Origin of the sequence: Acinetobacter johnsonii ANC 3681 (assembly GCF_000368805.1) — a bacterium.
Taxonomy (GTDB): Bacteria; Pseudomonadota; Gammaproteobacteria; order Pseudomonadales; family Moraxellaceae; genus Acinetobacter; species Acinetobacter johnsonii.
On the sequence record NZ_KB849704.1, the window covers coordinates 1 to 13825 of the forward strand.

Below are 13825 nucleotides of genomic sequence, written 5' to 3' on the forward strand. Positions count from 1 at the left end.
TGGTAGTGTGGAGTTATCCATGTGAGAGTAAGTCATCGCCAGCTCATTAATTCAAATCCCCCTCCGCTAATCGCAGAGGGGGATTTTTTTATGCAAGGAAATGGTAAATAATAAAAAAATAAACGAATCAATCGTCTAATTGAGGTTTAGGATAGGTTTCTACATACTGATTTACTTATTTATCGATCATGACATTTAATCTATCTAACATTTTTATTTTTAGATTTTTAAAAATATTGAATAGTCGATCAAATGTTCATAGTTTGTTAGCAATATCTTTAAATGGAATAATGAGTATGTCTAATAAAATTCAATATCAACTGAAAAAACTTCCTTTAATCTCATGTGCGTTGTTGAGCTGTTTAGCTTTTGGGCAAGTACATGCTGTATCTAATGATCAGGTCAAACATCTGGTTGAGTCAGAAAAAAAGAATTATTTAAATACTCTAGAGGCTTTAGTCAATATTGAGTCGGGGAGTAAAGATCTTGTCGGCGTGAATAAGATCGCAAAATATGTCGCCGAACAATTAAAAACGACAGGTGCTGAGGTCAGTATTGTAGAAGCTAAAGATATATATCGTATGGATGATACGCCCCAACAGACTGGTCCAATGGTAAAAGCTGTTTTAAAGGGTAAAGGCAGCAGTAAAATTATGCTAATTGCTCATATGGATACGGTGTATTTAACTGGAATGTTGAAAGACCAACCTTTTAAAATGGAAGGAGATAAAGTTTTTGGCCTTGGAATTTTAGATGATAAACAGGGAGTTGCTGCGATTATTCATACGCTTGATCTTTTGAAAAAGTTGAATTATCAAGATTATGGCACGATCACAGTCTTACTTAACTCCGATGAGGAGATCAGTTCGCCAGGTTCACGCAAACTGATTACTGAAACTGCACAAGACCAAGATGTAGTTTTGTCATTTGAAGGTGGTGGTAAAGATGGTAGTTTACGATTAGCCACCAGTGGGATTGGTGCAGCATATTTAGAGGTTCACGGGAAATCTGCACATGCAGGGGTTAAGCCTGAAGCAGGCATAAATGCACTGACAGAATTATCACATCAAATCTTACAGTTACAAGATTTATCGAATCCTAAAACAGGGTTGAAATTAAACTGGACTGTAGCGAGTGCAGGTAAAGTGCGTAACGTGATTCCAGACCTTGCGACTGCACAAGCAGATGTTCGTGCTTTGCAAGTTAAAGATTTTCAGCAAGTGGAACGTGTATTACAGGAAAGGATTAAACGTAAAAAGTTAGCTGATAGTGAAGTTAAGTTAAAGTTTGAAATGCGTCGCCCACCTTTAATGGCAAATCCACAGGCAAAAAAATTGGCTGAACAAGCACAGCTTATTTACAAAAATGATTTTAACTTACCAATGAAGGTCTTAGCTGAAGCAACAGGTGGTGGTACAGATGCCGCATTTGCTGGCTTAAATTCGAAAGCAGCGATTTTAGAAGGCATGGGCTTATCTGGTGATGGTGCACATTCGAATAATGCTGAATATATTCTGGTCGAAAGTATTGTGCCGCGTTTATATTTAGCGACAAAGTTGATTATGGACTTATCGACCGCTCAAAAATAATAAAGTTGGTATGAAAGAACTCAACTGATTTGAGTTTTTACATGATGAAAGATGGTGTTTATTTTTAGCAGCATCTTTCATGAATCTAAATATCAGAATCTTACAGGGAAATGGATGAGATCTTAAATAAAAACTATATAAAGTGAGGGATATTCTGAGAGATCGGCATAGCTATAGTTGATGTTAATTTTTCATTCTTTGCTGGATAATTTAGTGGAATCTGTTGGGTCTCGATGTATTGCTTGCTGTCCCAAGTGATTGGACCTTAGTCTTTATTCTTTAAGGAATGAAGGGCCAGCTTTTGTCTCTTCACTGTCAAATTGTTTCTTTTTAAATAAAAACTTCGAAATTACGTTTGCATAAAAAAATAAATGATAACATGCTGTATATGATGTTTTTTTAACCAAGCAAGCTGAATGTAATTCATGGTAAAATGATCGACTTTCATCTTTGATCTTTATTTGAGATCTTTCATCTGCCAGCCGAGAATTGCTAGCCATGTCTACTGCTTATACTATGCAGACCGCGCCTAAAGCGTTGTTTGATTACGACAAATATTGGGCGTCATGTTTTGAACCTGCGCCATTTTTGCCGATGTCGCGCGAGGAAATGGACCAACTCGGTTGGGATAGTTGTGACTTTATTTTAGTCTGTGGTGATGCGTATATCGACCATCCATCATTTTGTTCGGGCATTATTGGCCGTACGTTAGAAGCACAAGGTTTCCGTGTCGGGATTATTGCACAACCTGATTGGACGAATGTTGAAGCATTTCGAGTTTTGGGTAAGCCAAATATCGCTTGGGGTGTGACAGCTGGGAACATGGATTCGATGATCAACCGTTATACGGCTGATCGTAAAATTCGTTCTGATGATGCCTATTCGCCAGATAATTTACCTAATAAACGTCCTGACCGTGCAGCAACCGTATATTGCCAACGTGTGCGTGAAGCATTTCCAGATGTACCTGTATTGTTAGGTGGAATAGAAGCGTCTTTACGTCGTATTGCACATTATGACTATTGGTCAGACAAAGTCCGTCGCTCGGTGTTGATGGACTCAAAAGCCGATCTTTTGATGTATGGTAATGGTGAGCGTTCAATTACTGAAGTGATGCATCGCTTAGCCAAAGGCGAAAAAATTCACGAAATTACCGATGTTCGTGGCACGGCATTTATCGTGAATAAGTTAAACCGTCCATCTAAAGCCAAGTTTGTGGAAATCGCATCGAATGATGTGGATGCCATTGGCCGTGTCGATCCGATTATCAATCCCTATGTGATGACTGAAGATTTAGATGGCTGTGAAATTGAAAAAGATAAGGGTAATTCTTTAACCCAATACCAAAATTTCCAAAAAGAAATTGTGACGAATCAAATTGTTCGTGAAGGGGATAAACTCGATCCTGATACACAAATTGTGCAGTTACAGCCGTCTTCAAAGGCAATTAAACATAAATTACCGCCGCGTGAGCTGGCTGTGATTCGTTTGCCTGCATTTGAAGCGGTGGCAGATGATCCCGTTTTATATGCCCATGCCAACCGTATTTTACACCTTGAAACCAATCCGGGAAATGCGCGTGCTTTGGTACAAAAGCATGGCGAGCGTGATGTTTGGTTAAATGCTCCACCGATTCCGTTAACGACGGAAGAAATGGACTATGTGTTTGATTTACCTTATGCACGTCTACCGCATCCTGTGTATGGGGATGCGCGTTTCCCTGCATTTGACATGATTAAGTTCTCTGTGAACATCATGCGTGGCTGTTTTGGCGGTTGTACCTTCTGTTCGATTACAGAACATGAAGGACGCATCATTCAGAACCGTTCAGAAGAATCAATTTTACGTGAAGTTGAAAAGATTCGTGATACTGCGCCAGGTTTTACAGGGATCATTTCTGACTTAGGTGGCCCAACTGCAAATATGTACCGTTTGCATTGTAAAGACCCTGAAATCGAGAAGAACTGTCGTAAACCATCGTGTGTTTATCCGGGTGTTTGTCAAAACCTACATACAGATCATGCACCTTTGACTCAGTTGTATCGTAAAGCACGTGAACTCAAAGGCATCAAAAAGATTCTCATTGGTTCAGGTCTACGCTATGACTTGGCAGTGTTAAACCCTGAATATGTGAAGGAATTGGTTCAGCATCACGTTGGTGGTTATTTAAAAATTGCTCCTGAGCATACCGAAAAAGGTCCATTGTCTAAGATGATGAAGCCGGGGATCGGGACGTATGATCGTTTCAAGCAAATGTTTGATCGTTTCAGTAAAGAAGCAGGTAAAGAACAGTATTTAATTCCGTACTTTATTGCAGCACACCCGGGTACGACTGAATATGACATGATGAATTTGGCGATTTGGTTGAAGAAAAATGGTTTCCGTGCAGATCAGGTACAGACTTTCTATCCATCGCCAATGGCCACAGCAACGACCATGTATCACACAGGTAAAAATCCATTAGCAAAAGTGGCTCGTTATACTGAAGATATTGATATTGTGAAAGGTGAAAAGCGTCGTCGTCTGCATAAGGCGTTCTTACGTTATCATGATCCAAACAATTGGCCATTATTACGTGAAGCTTTAAAAGAAATGGGTCGCCAAGATTTAATTGGTAATTCAAAACAGCATTTGATTCCAACGTATCAACCTGCGGGAACAACTGAAGGTCAGTATCAATCTGCGCGTAAGAAAAATTCGACAGTGGATGGTGATTCGCAGAAGCGTAATGGTGATCATCGTAATCAACAAGCGAAAAATCAATCGCGTCCATCGAATACCAAAAAACGTCCTGAACGTGGTCAGATTTTGACACAACATACAGGTTTGCCGCCGCGTGAAACAGGTGATGCCAAGAAGCCATCTGGACATTCAAAATCAAAACCGAAGTCTAAGTCACGTGCTTAATCGCAATTGAATATAAAAAAGGATGCTACGGCATCCTTTTTTGGGATCGATCTTTTTATTGCGTTAGCAAAATAGCTCAAAGATTGGCTTTTCTGCCATCCGTCGGGAAAATTGGGTCAATCCGAAGAATCATATTGCACGTGAATGAATCACTCTATTACAGTGTAGATAGGCTAAAGAGCCAAAATTTCATTCGGATTAAAACAAAACGTGTTACAACGGATGACATTGCAAAAAATTGTTTAGTTTTATCAGCGTTTGTTTGATTTTAGCTTTAGTTTTTTTATTGCGTGGTTTGGGTAAATGGTCAGTAGGTTATACTGATCGGATAAAAATCGGTGTGATACCGAAAATTATAATAAAGATGAAAAGGATACAAATATGACAACTTATATGGTAATTGGTAGCGTGTTGTTGATACTGGTCATGATTTTAGCGAGTAAAGGGTTGATTCCTAAGACCAAGCAGCAAGATAGTGCATTAAGACAACGTGCTATTTTTAGTATGCATGAGCAACTGACTTATACTCGTTTAAAAGAAATTTTACCGCATCATACTGTGCTGGCACATGTATCTTATGATGCCTTACTCACGACAAAATTTTCGCGTACACGAAATAAATACCGCAATTTGGTGGCTGATTTTGTCATTGTGGATAGTGCACAACAAGTTTTGGCAGTGGTTGCTTTAGAAGATCCGCTTTCACTGAAACGTCCACAAAAGGCACAGTTTCAGGATGCGATCCTCGATATGGCTGGCTATAAAGTGATTCGTTATGAAGAAGTGCCTGACTATCATCAGTTACGTGAAGATTTTTATGGCGATCTCTATGCCTCATCGCGTTTGACTAAAGATACGCGGGTGGCCAAAAAATATGATTACTATAATGCAGTACAAACTCGAAAATTACGTCTGATCGGCTAACTGAATCTCAGCGCGCATCATAAAAACATGAAGATTCATGCTTTTTATGATGCGTGTATTTTTATGCAGGTTTCACCGCAACAATGGTTAACTCTACCAATACTCGTGGATCATAAAGTTTAGCTTCAACACAGGTACGGGGTAATGCATCAATATCTGCAACCCAAGCATCCCATACTTTATTGAAAGCGGCATAGTCTTGGTCAATATTCTTCAAATAAATCGTTACCGATAAGATATGGCTTTTATCTGTGCCTGCATCAGCTAAAAATTGGTCAATCATGTCGAATGTTTGTTGGGTTTGACCTTTAATATCGAGATCAAAGTCAGACGCCAGTTGACCTGCCAAATGAACGAGGTTGCCAGCAATCGCAACTTCAGAAAAACGATTTGAGACATGCAAACGTTGAACCGTCATGATGTATGCATCCTGTGTTATGAGTATAAAAATAGAACATAAAAATGTAGTTCAATAGCCTACCACAAACTCATGTATGACAGATGGCTGTGATCTTGGCTTTCAATCAGATGCAGAATTTTAAAGCGTGAAGGATCCTATTTATTGTTATAAGCGCATGTGAACAGAGGATGGATTCAATATCTCGACGTGGGAATTACAAAAGATGAAGGAACACGATTAATAGGTCAATCTTATGCGGGCTTTATAACAGTATATTTTTAAATATTGGATTATTCTGATGCTAGAGCGCTGCTCTGCAATATAGGGGGGAATACCATGATAAATATCAGAGATGTCCTGTAATCTTCGGATTTGATCGTCACGCCAATCACAGGACGTATGCTAAAAGTAAAGGTAAGTTTTAGCATCTCAGCGGTTACATGGATAAATGCAGCGCGTCATTAGATTACTCTAAAAACACAGTTTGTGAATGCTAAATTGCATTATTTTTGTTCTTTTGATTAAAAAGTGACTGATTGAGCATTCAGTTCGACCATAAAGAGAGCTGGGGTGGAGGCTCTTGAGTCGAAAGTGCATAGACCCCAACACCGATCAGACGAAATTGTTGATCCGGTGTGATTTGCATTTCTTTGAGTAAGATATCTAAGGTCATTTGCAGTTCAGTTTGATGCTTTAATGGCGTTTTGAAGCTTTTACTGTGCTGTAGGGTTTGAAAGTTTTTCAGTTTCATTTTGACGGTGACACCGCGGGCATACAGTTGCTTTTTCTCTAAGCTTTGCCAGACTTGCGCAATCAACTTGGGCCAAAATGGGAGACATTGTTCAATGGTTAAGTCATCATCAAAAGTGGTTTCTTTTGAAATTTGCTGACGTTCTCGTTCCGCTTGTACAGGGCGCTCATCAATCCCTTGTGCATATAGATAGAGCTGTTTGCCATATTTGCCAAAATGATGAATTAGGACACTTTCATCCACATGCTGTAAATCACCTAAAGTTTCAAGTTTGAGCGCATGTAATTTTTCTTGCATGACTTTACCCACTCCGGGGATTTTTTTAAGCGGCAAGTGCTGAATAAATTGCTGAACTTGTGAGGGTTTAATCACGCAGATACCATTGGGTTTATTCCAGTCCGAAGCAACTTTGGCTAGAAACTTATTCGGTGCTACACCCGCAGAGGCGGTCAGTCCTGTACTTTGAAAAATATCAGCGCGGATGCGTTCAGCGACTTCTGTGGCACTGGCCAGTTGTTGTAAATTTTCCGTTACATCTAAATAAGCTTCATCTAAGGAAAGCGGTTCAATGAGTGTGGTATAACGCTGAAAAATTGTATGAATTTGCTCTGAGACTGCACGGTATTTAGAGAAATTAGGTTCAATTACTATCACTTGAGGGCAGCGTTTTTTGGCTTGAGTCATCGACATGGCAGAGCGGAGTCCGTATCTACGTGCAGGGTAGGATGCGGCTGCAATGACGGCACGAGGATGGTGTGAAGAAATCACCACAGGTAAATGCTTTAAGTCGGGACGATCAAGTAACTCCACCGAGGCATAGAAGGCATCCATGTCGATGTGAATGATTTTTCGCATGCTGAATTTTAATGTTGAAACCTAAGTCAGTATTGCACTATTCAGATCGATTGCGTAGTCCTGTATGCGGCATAAGCGACATAGTTTGACTTGGTATTTTTGTATTTGAACTTCAACGATGAGCTTGAAACTGCTTACTTGATTGGTAAGTTTTGTGGCAGTTGATAAAGCCCTTGGCGCTCTAAAAAGCTGATCCAATCTTGCTCTGAGCCTTGAAATACATTGAGATCCACCAAGGTTGGTATGCCTTTAATTTGACCCTGGCTGGTGTGTTGCCAAAAGGTCCATTTCGGATTGCCTTTGAGCTCAGGCTGGCCTTGATATTCACGAATCCAAAGGGGAGTTTTTTTAAATTCATCGACCAAAACAATATTATAAAATGCTTTAGAGGTATAAAAAATGGGTTGCAAACCGTAGTGTTGATACAGTCGGTCGTGCATGACCTGAATTTCTTTGAGTAGTTGTTCTCTGGTATAGGTGTTGATACAGGTGCTGTCATATTCCAAATCAATCACAGGCGGCAAACTATCGGTTTTCTTCGGTACAGTTTCGATAAAGTTCTGCGCCTGAATCTGGCCATCACGGCATAAACGATAAAAATGATAAGCCCCGACCAAAAAGCCTTGTTCACGAGCTTTGAGCCAATTGTCCTGAAATTTACGGTCTTTGAAATCGCCCCCTTCAGTGGCTTTTAAATAAACGAATTTAAACTCTTGGGGAGAAATGGATTGCCATTGGATGTCGCCCTGATGATGAGACACATCAAAGCCTTTTATTGGATACTCTTGGGCAGATGCGACATTGTTCTGCAAGAAAAAATAGGTGATCCCGAGTCCGACACATAGCATCACTACACAGGCAAGTATGTAATAGGGGTATGAGGTTTTTGACGGCGTGGAAACTTTCTTTCTTGCGGACATGCTTTTGCAGGTATTGGTTTTTAGCTCATCATCATAGCTCGAATTTGCGGAACTGACCATGATGATTATGGTCAGTGAATGGCAGCACTTTGTATCTGTTATTCATCCACGGTATCTTTGGGGATATGCCAGAAAATAGCTGCGGTAATCAGGTTAATACAGCCCAATACAATTAAAGTGTTATGGAATGCCATGACGATGTGATCTGTACCCAAATATGCGGTAAAGACATTGACTAAAGTACCTGCCAAAGCCACGCCAATACTCATCGATACCATCATGATCATCGACAAGAAACTGTTGCCACTGCTGGCATCTTGTTGTGGTAAATCTTTCAGCGTGAGGGTATTCATAGACACAAATTGCAGGGAGTTCAGCATACCAAAAACAAAGAAATGCAGCGCGCGCAGCCAAGTTGGGGTGTCTGCGGTATTGAGGGCAAAACTGGCGATACATGCACCGACCAACAAGGTGTTAACCAAAAGCACGTGGCGATACCCGAAGCGCTGAATCAAGTGACGAATGATGGGTTTAGACGCCAGTGAACCCAGCACGGTCGGAATCATTAAGAGTCCGGTCACAAAGGGTTCAAAACCGAAAGCCACTTGTAACATGAGTGGCATCAAAAAAGGCATGGCATTGCCACCGAGGCGAGCAAAGAAGTTACCTAAAATACCCACGGCATAAATGCGGTTACGAAACAGTTTACTGCGAAATAGCGCATTTTGATGGGTATGTGCATGATAGGCATACCAAAGCGCAGTCACCAAGCTCAGTACAATCAGCCCCATACTCCACCATAAAGTCAGGTGTGGGCTGGCAAAATTTTCAATCCCTAAAGATAGTCCTGCCATGGCGATCACCAACAGGATAAAACCCCAAAAGTCAAAACGAGGCACATTCTGCTCGGTGACATTCGGCATGGCTTTAAAACTAATCAGGACCCCTAACAGTCCCATGGGGAGGTTAATCAGGAAAATCCAATGCCATGTACTCACTTCGACCAACCAGCCCCCGAGTGTTGGCCCGATCAGTGGACCAATTAGTCCCGCGAGACTCATCAAACTCATGGCCGATAAGAATTGCGTCCGCGGAATGACCTTGAGCATGGCTAAACGGCCAACAGGGAGTAATAATGCACCACCCACACCTTGTAGTACGCGATAGAACAATAACTCATTTAAGCTTTCAGAAAAGCCACAGCCCAGTGAGGCAAGGGTAAAAATGATAATGGCACTGAAATAGGTATTGCGCACTCCAAAACGGTCGGCGAGCCAGCCACTCAAGGGAATACAGGCAGCAACGGCAAGCACATAGGCCACCACCACGCTATGCATTTGCAGCGGATCTTCATTCAAACTGGCTGCCATAGCGGGTAGAGCGGTATTCACAATGGTGGTATCTAAGCCTTGCATAAAAAAGCCAATCGAAACCAAAAGTACCAAAAGACGGTACTCAGGAGCGAGTGCTTGATGGGTCGGCGTTTGGTTCATAGATACAACAAAGTGAAATTTTTAAACAGTTTAGCTTAATTTAAGTTGGACTGTTGTTGCGAATGTGCATTTATCACATGCCATCAAATTGACATCTCTACGTCATGTGTTTGCAACGCGTACGTCATACATTGGTCAAATTTGAACCGATATTTAGATCATGATGAATAAAACATATAGTGCTGTCTTTTTAGCATGCATGGGGTTGGGCTTAGCGGGGTGTAATGACAGCGATGATGCGCAAACCATCACATCACCGCCTGTGGTAGAGGAAGCCACGCCGAATAGTATTGAACTGGTTCATCTTGCAAGTTATGAATCGGGGATATTTGGACAAAGTGCAGCTGAAATCCCTGCCTATGATGCTGCGAGTAAGCGTCTGTTCGTGGTGAATGCACAAAAAGGTATGGTCGATGTTTTAGATTTCTCCCAACCAGCGCAACCGACATATATCCAATCTTTGGATGCCAAAACTTATTTAGCCAATTCCGAGGTGAATAGTGTCGCGGTGCATAATGGCATTGTGGCGCTTGCGGTTCAGGCTGAGGATAAAACCCAAACCGGTATTGTGGCTTTTTTTAAAGCACAGGATCTTTCCTTTATCAGCCAAGTCAACGTGGGAGCTTTGCCAGATATGTTGACCTTCACGCCTGATGGTCGAAAAGTACTGGTAGCGAATGAAGCGGAACCGAATGAAGGGTATCAAGTCGACCCCGAAGGTTCGGTCAGTATTATTGATATTTCAGATATTCAAAAACCAACAGCAACTATTGCGGGCTTCCAAGCATGGAATGACCGTAAACAAGACTTATTAGATGCAGGCATTCGTATTTTTGGCCCAGACATCAGTCAATACTCAAATGTAGCGACCGCAGGTATTCAAACGACCACCGTTGCACAAGACCTAGAGCCTGAGTACATCGCAGTCAGTACTGATGGTAAAAAAGCATGGGTCAGTTTGCAGGAAAACAATGCCATTGGGGTTTTAGACTTAGAAAAAAATCAATTTGTTGATCTTTTCCCGATGGGCTACAAGGACCATAGTTTGCCTGAAAATGCCTTGGATGGAAGTGACCGTGACTGTGCTATTGGTCAAGACTCTTTGGGACGTAGTATTACAGAATGTGCAAAAGATGCCGGCATGATTAATATTCGCTCTTGGCCGGGGCTATATGGCATGTATATGCCCGATGCCATTGCATCATACCAAGCCAACGGTAAAACCTATTTGGTCACAGCCAATGAAGGGGATGCCCGTGAATGGCTAAGGGATGAAGCCAAATACTTTGAAGGCGGGGACTTAAATGCTGGTTATGCAGAAGAGATACGCATTAAACATTTGTTTAAAAAAGCAGGTTTTGATGCCAAAGGCGATTATGCCGCGCATTTACGTCAGCTTGCACCGGGCGTAAAAGGGGCGAAATTAAACCCAGAGGTGTTTAAACCTTGTCAAACGGCTGACGCAACAGAAGTCTGCGCGGATAATTTAATTAAAGATTCACAAATTGGACGTTTGACCATTAGTTGGACGCAAGGTTATCAAAAGGATCCACTAACAGGGCTACCGAAGCTAGATGAAAATGGTCGTCTGACTTATGACAAATTATACGCCTATGGTGGTCGTTCGGTGAGTATTGTCGACCCTGAAACCAAGCAGATTGTATGGGACTCTGGGAGTGAGTTTGAGCGAAAAATTGCAGAGTTGTTTCCACATCAATTTAATAGCAATCATGAAGCATTTAAATTTGATGACCGTAGTGATAATAAAGGCCCTGAACCTGAAGGCGTGACATTGGGTAAAATTGGTGAAAAGACCTTTGCTTTTATTGGACTTGAGCGTGCCAGTGGCATCATGGTGCATGACATTAGCAACCCGAATCAGGCTAAATTTGTTCAGTATCTGAACCATCGCAATACCAATGAAATAGAAGTCACGAAGCAAGGTGACTTAGGCCCAGAAGGTTTGATTTTCATCGCGGCGAAGAATTCACCCAATGGTCGCCCGCTGTTGGTGGTGGGAAATGAAGTCAGTGGTAGTACAGCGGTTTATGAAGTCAAACTCAATTAAAAAAACTGAGTTTTGACTTTGAAAAAAGAGCACTGCGGTGTTCTTTTTTATGGCGCTACAAAAAATATATGACAGGGATGTCATGAAAATGAAATAAAACAGTCATAATCTTTGGCAAACGTCCAAGGGCACTGTCTTGGAATAAATTATTCAAAAGGTTGGTTTTATGACAATCGAAATTTTGATGGTGATAGGCTTCTGTTTAGCTGCTTATTCTATCGTCGGAAATGATGTGCCACAGACATTAGGTACGTTTATTTCATCCAATGCACACCGTCCATGGTGGGTGCTTTGGCTCTTTATCAGCAGCATTTTGGTTGTGGTGTTGATTTATGGTTGGTATGCATCCGGTGTGGGAGATGCATCATATGGCCGTTTAGAAACGATCCCTTTTCCTGAGGGTGGGGTCACGTGGCTCTATATTGTGCCACCGATTTTACTGTTATTTTTAACCAAATACGGAATTCCCGTCAGTACCACTTTCTTGGTTTTAACCATTTTCTCGCCTGCAAGTTTAGGCTCGATGATGGTGAAATCGATGATGGGCTATGCGGTGGCCTTTGTGGTTGCGATTATTGTCTATCGTTTTGTGATGCGCCAAGTCGCGAAGTATTTTGCAAAAACCCGTAATCAAGAACCATCGCATATTTGGATTGGGCTACAGTGGGTCTCTACGGCTTTTCTGTGGAGTCAGTGGCTGATTCAAGATTTGGCCAATATTTTCGTCTATGTACCCCGTCAAGTGCCGTTTTCATTTTTACTGTTTGCCATCACGGTCTTTGTGGTGTTGTTGGCGGTGATTTTGTACCAACGCGGTGGTGCGATTCAGAAGATTGTCGATACCAAAACAGGTGTCACTGATATTCGTGCAGCGACTATTATTGACTTTATGTATGCCCTGATTTTGTTGGTCTTCAAAGAGTGGAGCAATATTCCAATGAGTACCACATGGGTATTCTTAGGTTTACTTGCAGGTCGTGAGTTTGCAATGTCGATGATTTTTGATGAAGTGAACAAACACCGCACTTCACGTAACGTCAGTAAAGATGCGATGAAATTGATGTTTGGTTTAGCTATGTCAGTGATTTTGGCGACCACACTGCCGTGGTTCTATAACTTTGTCACCCATTATGGGCAATAACCGTATATGTTAAAAAAGCGAGCTCTAGGCTCGCTTTTTTATGGCATTAAGAACATGGTTTAAATGGCAAAGTGCGCTGGGCTGCCGAGGTTGGCAATGGCTGAATAAATCTGTTCAGCATGGTTGCATACAATCAGTTTTGCGCGGTGCTGTGGCGGTAGAAAACCTTCTTCTACTGCATGATCCAACTGGGTAATCAGTGCGTCATAGAAACCATTGACGTTATAAATCATCATCGGTTTTTGATGTTGGTTCAGTTGTCCCCAGGTTGCCACTTCTAAAATTTCTTCAAAAGTTCCTAAACCACCGGGTAGTGCGACAAAGGCACTTGCACGTTCGGCCATTAAGGCTTTGCGCTCATGCATGGTTTGTACAACATGTAATTCGGTCAGTTGGTGATGCGCAATTTCATAATCCAGCATAAATTCTGGAATGACGCCGACTGCTTCACCGCCGTGGCTAATCATGGCATCGGCCACTTGTCCCATGAGGCCAATGCTGGCCCCCCCATAAACCAGACCAAAACCCTGTTTAGCTAAACCTTGTGCCAGTGCAATCGCTTTTTCTTGATAAATCGGTTTATTGCCTGAACGAGAACCGCAGTAAAGTGCGATCAGAGGTTGAGTGGTTTGAACATTTACTTCAGTGTTGAGAGAGGATATTTTTAATTCACTATTCATGGCGTATGTTTTTACCTTTTGCTTTATCTACTTTTTCTTTCTTAGTTTAAGCAAGAAATGTGACGGCAAGCTGTATTTAATCTAACAATCGGGTAAT

The 13825-nt window shown here is 41.6% G+C and carries 11 protein-coding genes; 5 read left to right on the plus strand and 6 right to left on the minus strand.

Features of this window, described 5'->3' with window-relative positions; all coding sequences use genetic code 11:
- Positions 1-296 precede the first annotated feature (296 nt).
- Complete coding sequence (locus F946_RS02250) at positions 297-1589, plus strand: M20/M25/M40 family metallo-hydrolase (protein ID WP_004978510.1); 1293 nt, start codon at positions 297-299, stop codon at positions 1587-1589.
- 272 nt (positions 1590-1861) lie between these two features.
- On the opposite strand, the gene F946_RS17355 is transcribed toward F946_RS02250, so the two are convergent.
- Positions 1862-2089, minus strand: coding sequence for a hypothetical protein (locus F946_RS17355; RefSeq protein ID WP_228128096.1), 228 nt, complete (start codon positions 2087-2089; stop codon positions 1862-1864).
- Between F946_RS17355 and F946_RS02260 the strand changes: the two genes are divergently transcribed.
- Entirely contained in the window at positions 2088-4496 is a 2409-nt protein-coding gene (locus tag F946_RS02260) for a YgiQ family radical SAM protein (protein ID WP_004978511.1), read from the plus strand. The genes F946_RS17355 and F946_RS02260 overlap by 2 nt on opposite strands.
- Positions 4497-4877: 381 nt before the next feature.
- The gene (locus F946_RS02265) at positions 4878-5420 is read left to right on the plus strand and encodes a DUF2726 domain-containing protein (protein WP_004978512.1); all 543 of its coding nucleotides are present in this window, start codon (positions 4878-4880) and stop codon (positions 5418-5420) included.
- Between the two features lie 61 nt (positions 5421-5481).
- On the opposite strand, the gene F946_RS02270 is transcribed toward F946_RS02265, so the two are convergent.
- The 4 genes from F946_RS02270 to mdtD all read right to left on the minus strand — a co-directional run bounded on the left by F946_RS02270 (position 5482) and on the right by mdtD (position 9839).
- The gene (locus F946_RS02270; protein WP_004978513.1) at positions 5482-5838 is read right to left on the minus strand and encodes a RidA family protein; all 357 of its coding nucleotides are present in this window, start codon (positions 5836-5838) and stop codon (positions 5482-5484) included.
- Positions 5839-6364: 526 nt separating this feature from the next.
- The gene (dinB, locus tag F946_RS02275; RefSeq protein ID WP_035326342.1) at positions 6365-7426 is read right to left on the minus strand and encodes a DNA polymerase IV; all 1062 of its coding nucleotides are present in this window, start codon (positions 7424-7426) and stop codon (positions 6365-6367) included.
- A 134-nt stretch (positions 7427-7560) separates the two neighbouring features.
- The gene (locus tag F946_RS02280; protein ID WP_004978515.1) at positions 7561-8274 is read right to left on the minus strand and encodes a glycoside hydrolase family 25 protein; all 714 of its coding nucleotides are present in this window, start codon (positions 8272-8274) and stop codon (positions 7561-7563) included.
- 170 nt (positions 8275-8444) lie between these two features.
- The gene (gene mdtD, locus F946_RS02285; RefSeq protein ID WP_004978516.1) at positions 8445-9839 is read right to left on the minus strand and encodes a multidrug transporter subunit MdtD; all 1395 of its coding nucleotides are present in this window, start codon (positions 9837-9839) and stop codon (positions 8445-8447) included.
- Positions 9840-9999: 160 nt separating this feature from the next.
- On the opposite strand from mdtD, the gene F946_RS02290 reads away from it, so the two are divergent.
- On the plus strand, positions 10000-11907 hold the full coding sequence (locus F946_RS02290) for a choice-of-anchor I family protein (RefSeq protein WP_004978517.1): 1908 nt from the start codon (positions 10000-10002) through the stop codon (positions 11905-11907).
- A 166-nt stretch (positions 11908-12073) separates the two neighbouring features.
- Positions 12074-13048 (plus strand): hypothetical protein, encoded by a 975-nt coding sequence (locus F946_RS02295; protein ID WP_004978518.1) that lies wholly within the window; start codon positions 12074-12076, stop codon positions 13046-13048.
- A gap of 59 nt (positions 13049-13107) precedes the next feature.
- On the opposite strand, the gene F946_RS02300 is transcribed toward F946_RS02295, so the two are convergent.
- Entirely contained in the window at positions 13108-13728 is a 621-nt protein-coding gene (locus tag F946_RS02300; RefSeq protein ID WP_004978527.1) for an LOG family protein, read from the minus strand.
- Positions 13729-13825 lie beyond the last annotated feature (97 nt).